This is a genomic window from Sphingobacterium sp. xlx-130 (assembly GCF_011007405.1).
Classification (GTDB): domain Bacteria; phylum Bacteroidota; class Bacteroidia; order Sphingobacteriales; family Sphingobacteriaceae; genus Sphingobacterium; species Sphingobacterium luzhongxinii.
The window spans coordinates 1-16,688 of the sequence record NZ_WFKN01000005.1 but is presented as its reverse complement, the minus strand read 5'-3'; the positions used below and the strand labels follow the sequence as shown (position 1 = coordinate 16,688).

The window sequence follows — 16,688 nt, the reverse complement described above, 5'->3', positions numbered from 1 at the left end:
GGATTAAGGTGGATTTTTAATTTCTTTACGCTTTCACTTCTCTAACCCTCCAATGTCTTCTGACTGGACTGAAGGGTATATAGATGGTGATATAGACCGGATCCTTTAGACAGAAGCTCGATATGATTGCCGAAATCTGCAACGCTTCCATCATCAATTACGAGTATGGCATCTGCATTCTTGATGGTCGAAAGACGGTGGGCTATAATGATTGATGTTCTGTTCTTCATGAGCTCTTCAAGGGCCTCCTGAACCAATCTTTCAGACTCGGAATCCAAAGATGAGGTTGCTTCATCCAAGATCAAAATAGCTGGGTCTTTTAATAAGGCTCTAGCGATAGCGATACGTTGACGCTGCCCTCCAGAAAGTTTTACACCTCTTTCGCCCACTAACGTGTCATAACCATTAGGAAATCCCATGATGAACTCATGGGCATTAGCCCTTTTTGCCGCTTCAATTATACTTTCAGCGTTGGCATCGAGCTTGCCGTAGTTGATGTTTTCGCGTATGGTTCCTCCAAAAAGTAAGACATCCTGAGGTACTATACCTACTTGGTTGCGGATGTCGGTAATAGCAAAACTGCTGGAAGGTGTTTCGTCATATCGTATTTCTCCGGAGGAGGGTTGGTAGAATTGAAGAATTAGAGAGGCTATTGTTGATTTTCCTGCTCCGCTAGGCCCTACAATAGCTATCTTTTGACCGGGATTTGCCGTAAAAGTGATGTTTTTCAGTGTTTTACATTCAGGCCTGGAAGGGTAAGCAAATTCTACATTATCAAAGGTTAGCTTGCCCATGATATGATGTTTTATGTTTTTATCTTCTTCGGAGACCTCAATGTTCTCTGTTTTTTCATTCAGAATTTCGATGACACGCTCACTTGCCCCCAAAGCGCGTTGTAGTCCTGCATAAAGCTCAGGAGAGCTTCCCATGGATCCAGCAACAAACATAGAGTATAATATATAGGTAGTGAGGTCACCAACGGAGATTTCTCCGGCCGATACCAGTGATGCACCGTACCAAATTACAGCTATTACTGCTCCGAATATACAGAAGATGATGAACGAGGCAAATAGCCCTCTATAGGTTGCTGCTCTGACAGCAAGGTTTACTGCATTGTCAAGCTTTCTATTGTATCGCTGGGATTCGTAATACTCGTTAACGAAGGCTTTAACATTAGATATGCCAAGTAATGTTTCCTGTACGATGCTATTGGAGTCGGCCAGTTGATCTTGGGTTTGTCGGGATAGATTACGGATAAACCTGCCAAAGAAAATAGCCGTAACCACCAAAATAGGCAGTATACTGAGATTCATCAAAGCCAGCTTCGGTGATACAACAATCAAAAGAAACGCACTGACCACGAGACTAATGCTTTGGCGTATTACTTCCGCGAGTGTGGTTGTCATCGTGTCTTGTATTTGCGACAAATCTGAAGACAGCCTGCTGTTTAGCTCGCCCACCCTACGATTGGCAAAGAAGTCAACAGGAAGTGTGATTAGTTTCAGATACGATTCTCGACGGATACTCGCTAATGCCTTTTCTGAAATTTCTACGAATAAGCGAATTCGGAAAAAGGACATAATTGATTGAAATAACAGGATGCTGAGTGCTAACGCGCCGATGAATACAACATCGGACTGTAGCCATGGGTAAGTTTGTTTTCCTTGTGCGGCATCAACCATCGCACCTAATAGCGCCGGGAAAGTTAACATCGTTAGACTGGACAAGATCAAAAAGATCATCCCCAGAATAAATTTACCTTTATAAGGCTTCAGATAAGATAAAATTTGAAGCGCTTTCTTCAGTAATTCTTTGCTTAGTTTGGGCTTAGGTAAATCATCGGAATGCGAGTCGCCACTATTCAGTCTTGGTCTAGCCATTATTTTGTAATCTTAAAAAGCATTTTGTTCCAGCCGACAAATGTAATGATATAATGTAGTAGCCTTATCAAACTTTCGTCACATTTTGTGATTTCCGGCTTTTATAAAAGCGAATTGCTACTCCTATTATTAAGAGGAAGATTAAGCTACCAAAGATGTATTTAATGTCTTTCTGGTCTTTCATTTCTAAATTTGCGATTTGTAATCTTAACCGCTCATTCTCCATTTGTAGTTTGGAGATTGTTTTCATATAAGCCGTGACCTGCTGGTCGTACTCTGTTGCCAAGGACTGAAAACGTTGCGCTTCACTGTCTTTTAGGTCGAGCAATTTGCGGGTTTCTATAAAAATCAAATTATCATTAATGACTACAGATTTTAAGATGTCAATTGATTGTTGCATGTCGCTTTTTGACTTAAATAGTCCAAAAATGCCTGTTTTTTTCTCTAAAGAAGAAGTGTAGTCCCCAAATCGTTTACTTCGTTGGTCCAAGAGGTCATTGACACGTTTGCGCTGCGACTCAAAGGATAGGCTATCGACCGTTGTCTGTGCATGGCTATCGAATGCTATTAAATATAAGGGAATCAGAATGAAAAGGTAGTTAATTATAGACTTCATGTTTTATGTTACTGCGTTTTTATCGTTGTATGACTGTGATTTTGCCCTATTGTTTAAAAAAGAAGATATTATTTTTTAATTGTAGCGTTAATGAAGAACTTTCCGTCTTATGATAATAAACGAAACCAGTTATGAATAAATTGCTTAAACTCCTTTTCTTTATTACGCCGATTGTACTTTTTGCGGCTTGCGACAAAGTCAATGAAAAAGATTTTGTTCACACGCGTGTCCCTATCTTTGAAAAGATGGCCTCTATCCGTGCAGATGAGATCTCTGTGTTGCCCGCAAAATCATTGCACACATCGGGCAAGATCTATATTTATGGAGACTACCTGTTCATTAATGAGCCTTTAGAAGGGATTCATATTTTTAATAACAGTAATCCCGCGAATCCAAAAGCTGTTTCATTTGTCAAAATACCGGGGAATGTGGATATGGCAATAAAAGATAACACGCTATATGCTGATAGTTATGTTGATCTATTGACCTTCGATCTTTCCAACCCGTCAAAGCCGAACTTGATGGATAGAGAAAAGGATGTTTTCCAGTCTTTGTATATCTATGGATTTCAGCTCGGAAGAGACGATGATCGTATTGTGGTCGGTTACAAGGATACCTTGATACGTTACGACCAGGTCAATACGTATAATCCATTTTACTCGGGAAAAGATATGGTTAACCTGAATCTTTCATCTTCTGAAGCCGGGAGTACCTACGGTCAAGGGGGCTCCATGGCACGTTTTACGCTAGCGCAGGAGCATCTGTATGCTGTCGATGCATCTACGCTTCATCTTTTTGATGTTCGTGAGACCGCAAATCCCCGATTTGTGAAAAACATTTCTTTAGGCTGGGGCATAGAGACGATTTTTCCCCATAAAGATAAGCTATTTATAGGGTCGAATACGGGGATGTTTATTTACGATATTGCCAATGCGTCCAATCCGGTTCAGTTGGCGCGATATAACCATGTGCGCGCCTGTGATCCAGTGGTGGTCAATGATACGAATGCCTTTGTTACCCTGCGTACGGGAGCAATCTGTGCGGGGACAGAAAATGTATTGGAGGTTTTGGATATCAAAGACCTAAAGAATCCCATATTGGTCAAATCTTACCAGATGCAAAATCCACACGGCTTGGCTCTTGCCGGAAATGTACTCTATCTCTGTGAAGGTAAGTACGGTTTCAAGAGCTTTAATGCTGCCGATGTGTTTCAGATCGGCAGCAATCGATTGGAACATCTACCGAACTTGAACAGCACAGATGTGATCCCAGGCCCTAAATCGTTGATCGTTATAGGTGAAGATGGCGTATGTCAATATGATTATAGCAACAAATCTAATTTGAAGCTGCTGAGCTGTATTTCCAGAAATATCGAGCGGTAGGTGTATGAAATATTTTTGCATTTTCTTAGGTTTTTTGTGTGGCCTATCTCCTGTTTTGGGACAAGAAAAGATATATGTAAATCACACCGAGATCGGTACGTTGAGTTATGGGTTTTATCCCGGACAAGCAAGTTTTTCCGCCAGTACGTTTCATGGTGTGGAGTTTCATCGCAATTATGCCGTAGGGCTTACCTTGGGTGTCGATAGACTGCGGGTTGAAGATGAGTTTACATTTTGGTCGTTTCCGATCGCTGTACGCGGTCGATATACGTTGAATCCCGAGCGAAAGACCGCTTTCTACGGGAGTGTGGATATAGGCTACGGACTGCAGATATTAAATAAGGATAATCGTACAGAAAATAGCATCGATACGTACGATGGTGGTACGATGTTGAACCCACAGGTAGGAATACGGATCAACTCCGAGGGTAAAAAGAGGTTCTTCTCTTTTAGCGTAGGTTATAAGTATACTGCCTTCGGCGTAAAACGATATTATAATTTTGGAGGCAGTACGGAAAGGCCATCCTTGACACAGGATTTACGGGGGTATCAAGTCAAGCGTGAACAGAACTATAATCTGCACCGCTTATCACTAATGGTCGGAATTGGTTTTTAACCGATAAATTCTACCATAATCGTTTCATCGGGGTAAAGCCCTAGTAGATTGCTGGCATGTCCTTTATTAATGGCGATTTCCAAATAATCCGAGATTCCAAATAAACAGAGTTTTTCTCCTTCGGATACTTCGTTGTAATGCCAGCTCATCTTGTTTATAGTTTCATTTCGTTTGAAATGTAATATAAAGTCTCGTCCTTTTTGGACCTGATTGAACAGGTCTTTGCTTATGTTGGAGATCACATTACCAAAAGAATCAATATACGAAGCGTGTCCCTTTATGAAATTGTTTTCAATGATAGGTAGTAACGTTACTTTTTGCAACGGCGTGTCGATCGGTAAGCCGAGGTCTTCTATTGGATTGCCTTTGGCAATATGGCAGGTGGCCTTAACGAGGATGTCAGCTAAAGGGAAGTGTAGGAAACGAAGGTCTTGCATCATTTCTATTTCGAAAAGCTGTTCGGCTTTTTTATCCCCCAAGATAATACTAAATATACCGTTGTCGGCACCTACGAAGTAGTGGCCGTCAAACTTCATAGCTATATAGCGACACCCTTCTTGGAATACGGTATCTATACCAATAAGATGGACCGTTCCTTTGGGGAAATAATGATAGGCGTTTTGAAGGATAAATGCAGCATGCTGTATATTAAATGACGGTATCTCATGTGTGATGTCTATTAACCGGACATCAGGTAGCAAAGATATGATACTACCTTTTAATGCCGCCTGATAAAAATCGCGGTAACCTAAATCTGTTGTTAATGTTATTACTCCCATACTAACAGCCCGTTATCCTAAATATGGGCTCTAAAACTATCATTTTGTACAAAAAAGCAAAGACAAAGTTAGCAAAACTAGTCCTCATAATGGACTTTCGCATTTAAAATAGTGAATATTTTTCAGATTCATGAGATGTGAAAATATTAGTTTGTATTTTTGAATATAATTTACTTAGATAAGAATGTTTTTTCATTCTACAAATAGAAAATCTTATCTATCTTTATCTACAGAAATTTATACTAAAAACCATATACTTTGAGTGAATTAGTCATCAATTTGGATAACGTAAATTTGGTCTCTTTGTGGGGGGCTCAAAATGAAAACTTTGAATCTATCAAAAGCAGGTTCCCTAAGTTACGCCTGATAGCTAGAGGGACAGAATTAAAGGTGTTAGGTGAAGAAACCGAACAGCTCGTTTTTGACTCTATATTTTCCTCCATTACGGATCATGTACTAAAGTACAATGCTTTGGAGTCTTTAGAACTGGAAGGATTATTAGGACTTCCCCCTCGAGAGAAAGGGAGCGTAGAGAAAGGTAGACCGGAAGAAGGACAGGGCGGGATTAAAGGAGAGCCTATTGTCTACGGGCCAAATGGACTTATCGTTAGGGCGCGAACACCCAATCAGCGTAAGATGGTGGACAGTATCACTAAAAATGACATCTTATTTGCAGTAGGTCCTGCCGGTACGGGAAAGACCTATACTGCCGTAGCTCTTGCTGTTAGAGCATTGCGAAATAAGGAGATTAAACGGATTATCCTGACGCGACCTGCCGTAGAGGCCGGAGAAAATCTAGGCTTCCTCCCAGGGGATCTTAAGGAAAAAGTAGATCCTTATTTAAGACCTTTGTACGACGCATTGGATGATATGATTCCTGTCGAAAAGCTGAAGGGGTATCTGGAAAATAGAACGATTGAGGTTGCTCCTTTGGCATTTATGCGGGGACGTACGCTCGACAATTGTTTTGTGATTTTGGATGAGGCGCAGAATGCGACCGATATGCAGTTGAAGATGTTTCTGACCCGAATGGGACCTACTGCCAAATTTATTGTTACGGGCGACTTGACTCAGATTGATCTTCCTAAAAAGTCTCAGTCGGGTTTAGCTACAGCAATTAAGATATTGGATAATATCAACGGAATAGATATTGTGTATCTTACAGGAAGTGATGTCGTGCGGCATAAACTGGTAAGACGTATCTTAGAGGCTTACGGCGACTTAAATTCAGATAATTAATACTTTATATATTACAAATAGGGGCGATACAATACGATGAGTGCAATAAAAGAAACCCAATTTAATTTTAATAAGCAGACAGGTTTTTACAGGGGTAAGGTACGCGATGTTTATACCATTGATAACAAATACTTAGTAATGGTTGCATCAGACCGTATTTCAGCATTTGATGTGGTCCTCCCTCGAGCCATTCCTTTTAAAGGACAGGTGTTAAATCAGATCGCTGCCAAGTTTTTGAAAGCTACAGCAGACATTATCCCTAATTGGGTGCTCACTGTTCCGGATCCTTCGGTTACGATTGGACAGATGTGTGATCCTTTTAAAGTCGAAATGGTGATTCGTGGCTATTTATCAGGTCATGCTTGGCGTACTTATCGCGATGGCGGACGTGAACTTTGTGGTGAAGTTCTGCCGGAAGGGTTAAAAGAAAATGATAAATTAGCGAAGCCTATCATAACCCCTACCACTAAGGCTGCTGTAGGACATGATATGGATATTTCTAAGGCAGAGATCTTGAGACAAGGGATTGTGAGTGTAGAAGACTATGAGCAATTGGAAGCTTACACACACGCACTTTATCAACGTGGGGTGGAGATAGCAAAAGAGCGAGGCCTTATTTTGGTCGATACGAAGTATGAATTCGGGAAGAAGGATGGAAAGATATACCTTATTGATGAAATTCATACCCCCGACTCTTCGCGTTATTTTTATGCCGAAGGGTATGAAGAGCGTCAGGCTATAGGTGAAGCGCAAAAGCAATTGTCTAAAGAGTTTGTTCGTCAATGGTTGATCGAGAATGGTTTTCAAGGAAAAGAGGGACAACAAGTGCCGGAAATGACGGATGAAATAGTGGGTTCTATTTCAGAACGATACATTGAGCTTTATGAGCATATTACGGGACAGCGTTTTGAATATCCAGAGGAAGGCGATGTGTTGAGCCGTGTAGAGCGTAATGTCAGTAAGGCATTAGCAGCACTATAAATTAAAGTTATAAAGGTCACAAGGGTTATGAGGTTATAACGGTTACGAAGTTATAAAGGTTACGAGGTTATAAAGGTTACGAGGTTATAAAAACGCCTTTATAACTACATAACTTAAATTTAACCTCATAACTTTAAAATAAAATTAAAGATGCGATACACTATTGACAAACACGAGAGGTACGTGGTTATTGAACCACTTGCTTCTGTATTAGATGCAGCTGCAGCGGCTTTTTTGAAGGGAGAGTTTATGCTTCGGAATACTTCGGGTCAGCGTAATATTGTATTAGACCTGTCTCAGGTTGAAGATATCTGCGAGGAGGGAGTCCGTATGGGATTATTGGCCGATCGACTATGCCAGGGCGCGGGCGGAATGTTCATCATTACAGGATTAACACCCGGCGTCCGACATATTTTGAAGGTAGCTCATTTGGATAAATTTTTTACGATAGTCAAATCGATTACGGAAGCCGAAGATCTTATTTTTAGTAATGAGATTCAGCGGGACTTGATAGGGGGTGTCTAGGAGATGAAGTTTGAGGTCTTGATCTTAGGAAACAGCTCTGCAACTCCTATTTATGATCGTCACCCTACGGCGCAGGTTTTAAATTTTAATGAGCAGTTGTTTCTTATCGATTGTGGTGAAGGGACACAGATGCAATTGCACCGTTACAGTATTAAAAGTAATAAAATCTCCCGTATTTTCATCAGTCATCTTCATGGAGATCATTATTTGGGTCTTGTCGGTCTACTGTCATCTATGAATTTAAATGGCCGTAAATCAGAGCTACACTTGCATGGCCCTGCTGCGCTTATGGAAATATTGACTCTTCAGTTTAAACATTCGGATACCACTCTGCGCTATAACCTACAATTTTATCCTACCAATCCAGATATCGAAGAGGTAATTATGAAATCCCCGATGCTTACGGTGCGATCATTTCCCCTTGCCCATAGGGTGCCGACTACAGGTTTTCGATTTGATGAAGGAAAAAGATCTGCTTCTTTAATCCCTGAAAAAATCACGGGATTAAATATCCCCACGGTGTTTTTGCAGCAGTTGAAGAAAGGCATAGATTGTGAAGGCCCCGACGGGATTAAATACCTGGCTTCCGAGCTGACGCGCCCTGCGCCCCCCTCCAGGAGCTATGCTTATTGTTCAGATACACGAGCCTTCGCCGGGTATATGCAGGCAATAACAGGGGTGGATCTTTTGTATCACGAGACGACCTTTGAACAAGATTTGTTGGAACGGGCAATGGAAACGCTACATAGCACCGGCCTTGAAGCAGCCCAGGTGGCAGCGCTGGTGGGTGCAAAATGCTTGTTAATGGGCCATTATTCAGCAAGGTATAAAGATTTAGAACCTTTGCTCAAAGAGGCTAAGACTATGTTTGAACAAAGTGTACTGTCTTTAGAGGGCAATTGGTATAAAGTTTAGTGAATCTGTGATTTTTTAACCATCTTTATACCTCAATTTTAATGGACAAAAAATATGTCTTTCAACTTAGATAACCTACTAAGGGACAATATCAAAAAACTGGTCCCTTATTCCTCCGCGAGAGATGAATTTAAAGGAGAAGCGTCTGTATTGCTAGATGCGAATGAAAATGCTTTTGGTTCACCGTTGGATCATCATTACAACCGCTATCCAGATCCATTGCAGCATCAGGTTAAAGAAAGACTAGCCCAGATTAAAGGAGTACCGGTAGATCATATCTTTTTGGGAAATGGAAGTGACGAAGCCATCGATATTCTATATCGTGCATTCTGTAAGCCTGGAGTAGACAATGTAATTTTGGTGCCCCCCACTTATGGGATGTATGAGGTATCGGCTAATATCAATGATGTACAGATCCGTAAGGTTAACCTCACGGAGGAATATCAGTTGGATTTGAATGGTATTGCCGAAGCCCTTGATATGCATACCAAGATGATTTTTATCTGTTCGCCCAATAATCCGACGGGTAATAGCATCAACCGAAAAGACATGGAGACTATTCTGACGCATTTCAAGGGTTTGGTCGTGATCGATGAGGCATACATTAATTTCTCTAAGCAACGTTCTTTCACGCAGGAGCTTGCCGAGTACCCCAATTTGGTAATTCTTCAGACACTTTCCAAAGCTTGGGGATTGGCCGCTTTACGATTAGGGATGGCTTTTGCCAGCAAAGAGATTATTCAGGTTTTTAACAAAATTAAGCCACCTTATAACATCAATCAGGCTACGCAGGATCTGGTGTTGAAAGCTCTGGAAAATGTGGACATGGTTAATAATTGGATTCAACAGACGGTTGCTGAAAGAGAGTTGCTGGTAGCCGCGTTGTCTACGATAGACCAGGTTGTACGCATTACACCATCTGATGCCAATTTTATCTTGGTCAACTTGATGGAACCTCGTGAATTATATAACTTCTTGGTGAATCAGGGTATTATTGTTCGTGACCGCTCCAAAGTAGAATTATGCGACGGTTGTTTAAGGATGACCATAGGTACAAGCGAAGAGAACAGTAAGTTGATCCGTGCTATTAGACAATTTTACAGCTAATTATTATGGAAAATCCTATAAAAAGAGTTTTATTTATCGATCGAGACGGAACGCTCATCCTGGAGCCGGAAGATGAACAAATTGATTCTTTTGCTAAGCTAAAATTCTATCCAGGAGCATTACAGTATCTTCCCCGTATTGCTCGTGAGTTGGATTTTGAATTGATTTTGGTGTCCAATCAAGATGGGTTAGGTACTGCATCACATCCAGAGGAAAATTTCTGGCCTGTACATAATTTTGTGATTGATACATTTAAAGCAGAAGGCGTCTTCTTCGCTGAAGAGCATATTGACAAGACTTTTCCACACGAAAATGCGGCAACACGTAAGCCTGGTATAGGTATGCTGACTGAGTATTTTGATAAAACAAAATATAACCTGACGGATTCATTTGTGATTGGAGATCGTGTCAACGATGTGAAATTAGCCCAAAATCTTGGTGCTAAGGCGATATGGTTACGCAATAATGATGAACTTGGAAAGGCTGAACAGGTAGCCATTACGGATGATGGTGTTGCCTTGCAGACATCCGATTGGAAAGCTGTTTATGAGTTTTTAAAACTGAGTACCCGTACAGCCGAACATCACCGTAGAACGAATGAAACGGATATTTATATCAAGGTCAATCTGGATGGATCTGGCAATGCTGATATCCATACTGGACTTCCATTTTTTGATCACATGTTGGATCAGATCGCTCGTCATGGCGCGATTGATTTGACAGTGCATGCAAAAGGAGATCTTCATATCGATGAACATCATACGATCGAAGATACGGGGATAGCTCTGGGAGAGGCGTTTTTGAAGGTGCTTGGTGACAAACGTGGTATTGAACGGTATGCGTTTACCTTGCCAATGGATGACTGTTTGGCACAAGTTGCTTTGGATTTTGGCGGTCGAAACTGGATTGTGTGGCAGGCTGAATTTAAGCGCGAGAAAATAGGAGATATGCCTACGGAGATGTTTTTCCACTTTTTCAAATCATTTTCGGACGCTGCAAAAGCTAATTTGAATATTAAAGCAGAAGGCGAAAATGAGCACCACAAAATCGAAGCCATTTTCAAAGCTTTTGCAAAATCGATAAAAAAGGCTGTACGACGTGATGCAGAGAATATGCAGTTGCCAAGTACAAAAGGGGTATTATAACAGTATTAAGTTTTTAGTACTTAGTATTTAGACTGTATAGCTACTAATATCTAACTACTAATATCTAACTACTAATATCTAACTACTAATATCTAACTACTAATATCTAACTACTAAATACTAACAATGATAGGTATAGTTAATTATGGTGCGGGCAATATTTTTTCGTTAACGGCAGCATTAGATCGAATCCAGGTAGGATATGGGATGATCAACAATAAGGAAGATTTTGATCTTTATGATCGTGTGATTATTCCTGGAGTTGGACATGCGGGGACTGCTATGACAAAACTTAGAGAGACTGGTTTGGTGGATACTATTCTTTCCTTAAAAAAGCCGGTGCTGGGTATCTGCGTAGGTATGCAGTTGTTAACCGCTTTTTCGGAGGAAGGAAAAGTAGATCTATTGTCTGTATTCCCGTTAAATACGTTACATTTTGCAAATCGGGTGGCGCTAAAAGTCCCTCATATGGGATGGAATAGCGTTATTCCTGAAATCAATTGTGCTTTGTTTACTGGAATACCAGATAATACTTATTTTTATTTCGTACACTCATACTTTATAGAACATAGTTCGGAATTTACAGCTGCGAGCTGTATATATGGAATAACGTATTCAGCTGCGATTCAAAAGGATAATTTCTATGGGGTACAGTTTCATCCTGAAAAGTCAGGTGTGTACGGTGAGCGTTTATTATTGAATTTTTCTAAAATATAATTAAAAATTAAAGACTACTTTTGCAACCCTGGGCCTGTTATAAGGTAAGAGGAGAGAATAGGCTTTTAAACTTTTAACTTTTTAATTTTTACTTTATTATGTATATCATTCCAGCGATAGATGTTTTAGACAAGAAGGTAGTTCGGCTAAGAGAAGGTTCTTACGAAGATGTTACTACCTATGATATTTCTTTAGAAGATCAGATGAAAAAGTACCATGCTAATGGTACTGAGATGGTACATATTATTGATTTGAATGGTGCTAAAGGCGATTTCTCTAATCAAGAATATCTTTTTGATATTGTACGCCGTACAGATATGAAGGTTCAGTATGGTGGAGGTGTGCGTAGCATTGAAAAGGTAAAGGAGCTGATTGATGCCGGTGTGTATCGTGTTATCGTAGGTACACAGGCTATTACTAATCCGACATTTTTAGAAGACCTTGCACAATTGAATGAAGGACGTGTCAAATATGCAAACCATATCGTGATTGCTATTGATGTCTTGGATGAGGTTATTAAGTATTCAGGGTGGTTGGAGAGTTCGCCAATCAAGCTGATGGAATATATCGATAGATGCCTTGCTTTAGGCTTTTTCCGCTTCTTATGTACCGACATTTCAAAAGATGGCAAATTAGGTGGTGCTGGTCTCGATCTATATAAGAAACTATTGGATCATTCACCCATTATCAAATTAATTGGATCCGGCGGAATATCTTCCATGAAGGATATTGAAAATTTAAATGAATTAGGTCGATTAGAATCTTGTGTCGTAGGTAAAGCGATCTATGAGAATAAAATTTCTATCGACGAAATTAAAGACTGGAACTTAAAAACATTAATTAGATTCTAATATGCTGGCTAAGCGTATTATTCCATGTTTGGATGTTAAGGATGGACGCACCGTCAAGGGGGTCAACTTTGTCGATCTTCGTGATGCCGGTGATCCGGTCGAACTTGCTTGGCAGTATTCTCAGCAGGGCGCGGATGAACTGGTCTTTTTAGATATCGCCGCTACGCATGAAGGGCGTAAGACCACGATTGACTTGGTAAAGGCCGTTGCTAGACAGGTTAATATCCCATTCACAATCGGTGGCGGTATCAATGAGATGCGTGATGCCGAGATTCTTCTCCATAGCGGAGCCGATAAAATATCCATCAACTCGGCTGCGGTTCGCAATCGACAGTTGATTGATGATCTGGCAAAAGCATTTGGAGCACAGTTTGTTGTTGTGGCGGTAGATACCCGATTTATCGATGGAAAGAACTATGTGCATTTGAGTGGGGGCAGAGAAAAGACGGATATCCTTACCGAAGAATGGATAAAAGAAGCTGAAAGCCGCGGAGCAGGGGAGATCTTGCTCACGTCTATGGATCATGACGGGACAAAGAATGGATTTGATAATGGTCTGTTGGGGACTATTAATAAACAGATTAATATTCCTTTGATAGCATCGGGCGGAGCAGGCAATGAGCAGCATTTTGTTGACGTATTTCAAGAAGCCAACGTTGATGCTGCGTTAGCAGCTTCCGTATTTCATTACGGAGAAATACGGATACCAGAATTAAAAGAAAGATTACGAACCGAAGGCATATCGGTACGATAACTACGCAATACTAACAAACAAATGATAGATTTTGAAAAGGGTGACGGCCTCGTTCCTGTAGTCATTCAGGATGTTCAGACACTAGAGGTTCTGATGTTGGGTTATATGAACGGTGAAGCCTGGGAAAAGACACAAAAAGACCAAAAAGTAACCTTTTTCTCGCGGTCAAAGAATAGACTTTGGACCAAGGGCGAAGAAAGTGGTAATTTTTTATGGATGAAGAGTTTTCATATCGATTGTGATCAAGATACCATCCTTATAAAGGTACAACCGGCAGGACCGACCTGCCATACGGGAAGTAGAAGCTGTTTTGGTACCGCTTACGGGAATAATTTTATCGCGGAATTGGAACGTATTATAGCACAACGCTATGAGTTTCCTTCTGAAGAGTCTTACGTAAATCACTTAAGAAGCAAAGGATTAAATAAGATCGCTCAGAAGGTCGGTGAAGAAGCTGTTGAAACAGTAATCGCTGCCTTAGCACAGACAGAAAGAGAATTTATCGATGAGACTTCCGATTTGGTTTTTCACCTACTGGTTTTACTACGGGAAAAAGGATTTGCCTTAGAGACCATAGCCAAGAACCTGGAAGAACGACATAAATAATAAAGTTGTTAAATAGCATTTTTTTAAATGCCCTTAGTCAAAATACGTTGACTGGGGGCATTTTTTGTTAGCGCTTTTCTATTATGCTCTGCTGCTTTTCTATGACGATCCAGCGCCTCACCAACAGAATCTAGCAGGTTGGCAAAGCATGCTATAAGTTGTGAACTTGTCAATTTGTACGTGAAGTTTTTTCACATAAAGTGTATAAATTAATCAATTTGGATGGACAGTATGTCCTGTTTTGTTGTCCTAATTTGTCCTTTACTATTTTCCCGAGATTTATTCTGCTTTTTTTCTGTCCCCCCCACTCTGTCCTCGAGTGATATTTGTTAATGTGTTGTTTTTTAGTGGTTTATTTTGGATTTGTCCACTTGTTATTTGTGTTAGTTTCCTAGGTGTTGTCCACCATAGATGCATTTTGTCCCCATAGGTGTCTACTTAGATTCACTATTATCTTTCTTTTTTATTGCAAACTTCGTTCAGGAAATAAGACCCAAAGTGATGATGGATTAGTGCCGACTATGAAGTTTCTTATTCCCCAAACAAACGAGTTAACTAAGAAATAAACAAGCGAGGTGCTCACACTCTATTGATCACTTCAATTGCCAAACAAATCGGATGTCGCGCAGGCATCGTTAAAATATGAAGGTTATGAAAAGCTATTTAACAAGATGGAGAGGTTTAGCGACTTTCTTGGGATCGAGAGAAAATTCAAAGCCAATACTGTCATTCGAAAACGGTGGATTATTACATCGTGCCTCAAATTTATTAAAGCGTTTTCTTTTTGTTAAGACAGCAATCTTAGCCTTGTTGTTGTCATTTGCATTCTCGACGCAGGTGAAGGGGCAGTGTACTTATAATATTGATCCGAATGCGACAGTTGTTGACTTAGTAGGTATTTCTACTAATGACCTAACTATTGCCTCGAAACTATGGAAGTACAATAATACGATTTATGTAGCGGTCAAATCCAAACTTTCGATTCAATCTATGACAATTGAAGGTATAACCTCTTTTACAAAAGATGAGTGTCCTGTAGGAATGGATTTAACGATAAATACCACGCCTTCTGCTACGGTGCTTAGTCCAGTTCCTGGTCTTTCAGGTGGCGGCAATGGAGCTAGATGGACAGTTGTGCAGTTTGATTATTTAACTTTATTGCAGGAGCTGCAAGATGGGCAGAATACTATTTCAGTTAAGGGTAATGGAGGTGGACATGATGTAAATAACGTACCTTTTGATTTTGTAGTGCCTAAAATTGATGTTCCAGTTTTTAAAAATTGGGTTGGGGGAGGATCTAATTACCCTACAATAAATGTTGCACTTTACGGTACAGAAGCTGGAGGTATTACTCCACGTCTGTTGTCTACTTATTCTTGGCAAAGTATTGGAAGTAGTTGGTCTCACACTTTTTTACAAGTACCTAAATACGGGCCTTCAGGATCGCTCTACACATATTCTGTTGATGAAGATCCTGTTATTGGATATTGTAAGTCGATAAGTGGGTTGACAATAACCAATACAAAAATAGTAGTGGCTAGTGCTGGTTCTGATCAGGTAAAATGTAATGATGGTAATTTTACCCTTGCGGGGAATAATCCAGGAACTAGCTCTGGACTTTGGACGGTTGTTGGTACAGCTCCGTCAGGATTTGCTTTTACCAATGCTACTTTATATAATACAACGGTAACAGGCTTACCTGCAGGATCAAGTATCACGTTGAGATGGACAGTCACTACCGGAACCTGTTCAACTTCAGATGATGTCATACTGACGAACAATGCTGCACCAGCAGCTCCAACAGCGCTTAATGGCGGAACTATAACAGTATGTGCTAGCTCTCCTTTGCAGACACTGAATGCGAATGATGCGGTTCAAACGGTAAGTGGACAAAATATTGTGTGGTACGATGCCGAAGTAGGAGGTAATATTGTGGCGACCCCTACGTTGAATGCCGTTGGTTCCAGAATTCTTTGGGCAGAAGCAACAACTATTGCTACAGGCTGTACATCAACTTCGCGAACTAAAGTCACGTTAACTATTCACAATTGCAGTATTGCTTTGGTAAAAAAGGCAGTTGTAAATAATACGGGCACAAATGGCTGTACCGTTCTTGGTGATCAAATAACGTATACCTTTGAAGTAACGAATCCGGGAACTAGTGATATTTCGAGTATAACGATAACCGATCCATTATTTCAAGCACCTAATCCATCCGTAGCAATTTCTTATGTGAGTGGGGATTCCAATTCTGACTCCAAATTGAACCAAGGAGAAATTTGGATCTATACTGCAGAGTATACCATCACTCAAGCAAATATTAATAGCGGTTCTATTACAAATCAGGCAACTGTACAAGGAGTTACCAGTACGGGTAGCACAGTAATGGATCAATCTGGAACAGCCGTTAATAACAATACACAAACTGTTACTACACTCTGTCAGAGCCCTGACTTTACGATTACTAAAACAGCTGATGTGTCTACCTACGATGCCGTTGGCGATGTGATCACGTATACGATCACGGTTACGAATACGGGTAACGTTACGTTGAACAATGTTTCGGTTGTCGATG

At 40.5% G+C, this 16,688-nt stretch carries 16 protein-coding genes; 13 read left to right on the top strand and 3 right to left on the bottom strand.

Features of this window, described 5'->3' with window-relative positions; genetic code table 11:
- Positions 1–41: 41 nt before the first annotated feature.
- Positions 42–1,880, bottom strand: coding sequence for an ABC transporter ATP-binding protein (locus tag G7B18_RS08825; RefSeq protein WP_164109157.1), 1,839 nt, complete (start codon positions 1,878–1,880; stop codon positions 42–44).
- Positions 1,881–1,947: 67 nt separating this feature from the next.
- On the bottom strand, positions 1,948–2,496 hold the full coding sequence (locus tag G7B18_RS08820; protein WP_164109155.1) for a hypothetical protein: 549 nt from the start codon (positions 2,494–2,496) through the stop codon (positions 1,948–1,950).
- A gap of 131 nt (positions 2,497–2,627) precedes the next feature.
- Between G7B18_RS08820 and G7B18_RS08815 the strand changes: the two genes are divergently transcribed.
- The gene (locus G7B18_RS08815; RefSeq protein WP_164122390.1) at positions 2,628–3,878 is read left to right on the top strand and encodes an LVIVD repeat-containing protein; all 1,251 of its coding nucleotides are present in this window, start codon (positions 2,628–2,630) and stop codon (positions 3,876–3,878) included.
- A 4-nt stretch (positions 3,879–3,882) separates the two neighbouring features.
- The gene (locus G7B18_RS08810; protein ID WP_164122388.1) at positions 3,883–4,494 is read left to right on the top strand and encodes a hypothetical protein; all 612 of its coding nucleotides are present in this window, start codon (positions 3,883–3,885) and stop codon (positions 4,492–4,494) included.
- Here G7B18_RS08810 and G7B18_RS08805 read toward each other — a convergent pair.
- The gene (locus tag G7B18_RS08805) at positions 4,491–5,273 is read right to left on the bottom strand and encodes an S-adenosyl-l-methionine hydroxide adenosyltransferase family protein (RefSeq protein ID WP_164109149.1); all 783 of its coding nucleotides are present in this window, start codon (positions 5,271–5,273) and stop codon (positions 4,491–4,493) included. The two genes, G7B18_RS08810 and G7B18_RS08805, sit on opposite strands and share 4 nt — an antisense overlap.
- A 258-nt stretch (positions 5,274–5,531) precedes the next feature.
- On the opposite strand from G7B18_RS08805, the gene G7B18_RS08800 reads away from it, so the two are divergent.
- The 11 genes from G7B18_RS08800 to G7B18_RS08750 form a co-directional block, all read left to right on the top strand.
- Positions 5,532–6,512, top strand: coding sequence for a PhoH family protein (locus G7B18_RS08800; protein WP_164109147.1), 981 nt, complete (start codon positions 5,532–5,534; stop codon positions 6,510–6,512).
- A 36-nt stretch (positions 6,513–6,548) separates the two neighbouring features.
- Positions 6,549–7,493: a phosphoribosylaminoimidazolesuccinocarboxamide synthase gene (locus G7B18_RS08795; RefSeq protein ID WP_164109145.1), complete on the top strand. Its 945-nt coding sequence runs from the start codon at positions 6,549–6,551 to the stop codon at positions 7,491–7,493.
- Between the two features lie 150 nt (positions 7,494–7,643).
- The gene (locus G7B18_RS08790) at positions 7,644–8,018 is read left to right on the top strand and encodes an STAS domain-containing protein (RefSeq protein WP_164109143.1); all 375 of its coding nucleotides are present in this window, start codon (positions 7,644–7,646) and stop codon (positions 8,016–8,018) included.
- Positions 8,019–8,021: 3 nt separating this feature from the next.
- Complete coding sequence (locus G7B18_RS08785; RefSeq protein ID WP_164109141.1) at positions 8,022–8,933, top strand: ribonuclease Z; 912 nt, start codon at positions 8,022–8,024, stop codon at positions 8,931–8,933.
- A gap of 54 nt (positions 8,934–8,987) precedes the next feature.
- Positions 8,988–10,040 (top strand): histidinol-phosphate transaminase, encoded by a 1,053-nt coding sequence (gene hisC, locus G7B18_RS08780; RefSeq protein ID WP_164109139.1) that lies wholly within the window; start codon positions 8,988–8,990, stop codon positions 10,038–10,040.
- Positions 10,041–10,045: 5 nt separating this feature from the next.
- A complete protein-coding gene (hisB, locus tag G7B18_RS08775; protein WP_164109137.1) occupies positions 10,046–11,185 on the top strand; it encodes a bifunctional histidinol-phosphatase/imidazoleglycerol-phosphate dehydratase HisB in 1,140 nt (379 codons plus the stop codon).
- A gap of 126 nt (positions 11,186–11,311) precedes the next feature.
- Positions 11,312–11,902 (top strand): imidazole glycerol phosphate synthase subunit HisH, encoded by a 591-nt coding sequence (gene hisH / locus G7B18_RS08770; protein ID WP_164109135.1) that lies wholly within the window; start codon positions 11,312–11,314, stop codon positions 11,900–11,902.
- Positions 11,903–12,000: 98 nt separating this feature from the next.
- Complete coding sequence (locus G7B18_RS08765; RefSeq protein ID WP_164109133.1) at positions 12,001–12,753, top strand: HisA/HisF-related TIM barrel protein; 753 nt, start codon at positions 12,001–12,003, stop codon at positions 12,751–12,753.
- Between the two features lies 1 nt (position 12,754).
- Complete coding sequence (hisF, locus tag G7B18_RS08760; protein ID WP_164109131.1) at positions 12,755–13,507, top strand: imidazole glycerol phosphate synthase subunit HisF; 753 nt, start codon at positions 12,755–12,757, stop codon at positions 13,505–13,507.
- A gap of 21 nt (positions 13,508–13,528) precedes the next feature.
- A complete protein-coding gene (gene hisIE / locus G7B18_RS08755; protein WP_164109129.1) occupies positions 13,529–14,113 on the top strand; it encodes a bifunctional phosphoribosyl-AMP cyclohydrolase/phosphoribosyl-ATP diphosphatase HisIE in 585 nt (194 codons plus the stop codon).
- Between the two features lie 651 nt (positions 14,114–14,764).
- The coding region (locus tag G7B18_RS08750) for a Cna B-type domain-containing protein (RefSeq protein WP_164122386.1) at positions 14,765–16,688 on the top strand (1,924 nt) is incomplete at its 3' end.